At 36.7% G+C, this 578-nt stretch carries 1 protein-coding gene; it reads left to right on the forward strand.

Annotation, left to right across the window (positions count from 1 at the left end; all coding sequences use genetic code 11):
• Positions 1-413 (forward strand): TM2 domain-containing protein (locus tag SORDD27_RS06490; protein ID WP_081103391.1); only part of this gene is annotated, 413 nt, incomplete at its 5' end.
• Between the last annotated feature and the right edge of the window lie 165 nt (positions 414-578).

A 578-nucleotide genomic window follows, 5' to 3' on the forward strand; every position in this document is an offset into this window, starting at 1 on the left:
TCGCTGCTGCAGATGTAAAAAACCCTACAACAGCTTTGATTCTTTCTATCTTCTTAGGTGCATTTGGGGTTGACCGTTTCTACATCGGTCATACTGGCCTAGGAATTGGTAAGCTATTGACTACTTTGCTTTTGCCTATCATTACATTCGGATTCTCATTTTTCTTTACTTGGATCTGGATTGTTGTTGACTGCTTCCTTATCGTGAACGCTACAAAAGCAGCGAACTTGGAAGCTATTAACACTGCTCTTGCTACAATGACAGCTACTCCAGAAACTGTAGAAGTCATTGAAGAAAAAGTAGAAGTCGTTGCAGAACCAGCAGAAGTTATTGAAGAAAAAGTAGAAGTTGTTGCAGAGCCAGCTGAAGTAATCGAAGGATCAGTAGAAGTTACTGAAGAACAAGCAGACTAATCTTTTTGTATATTTAAAAATCCTGTCAGTATTTGACAGGATTTTATATTGATTGCTACATAAAATCTGTATAGAACTAAATCAAAGTTATCATATGATAGAGGTATTGAAATCTTGTTGAAACGGGTGAGAAACCTGTTGAAAACTTGACAAATAGGGAAAAAA

The sequence above is a fragment of the Streptococcus oralis genome, assembly GCF_001579025.1.
In the GTDB taxonomy this organism is placed as follows: Bacteria; Bacillota; Bacilli; order Lactobacillales; family Streptococcaceae; genus Streptococcus; species Streptococcus oralis_X.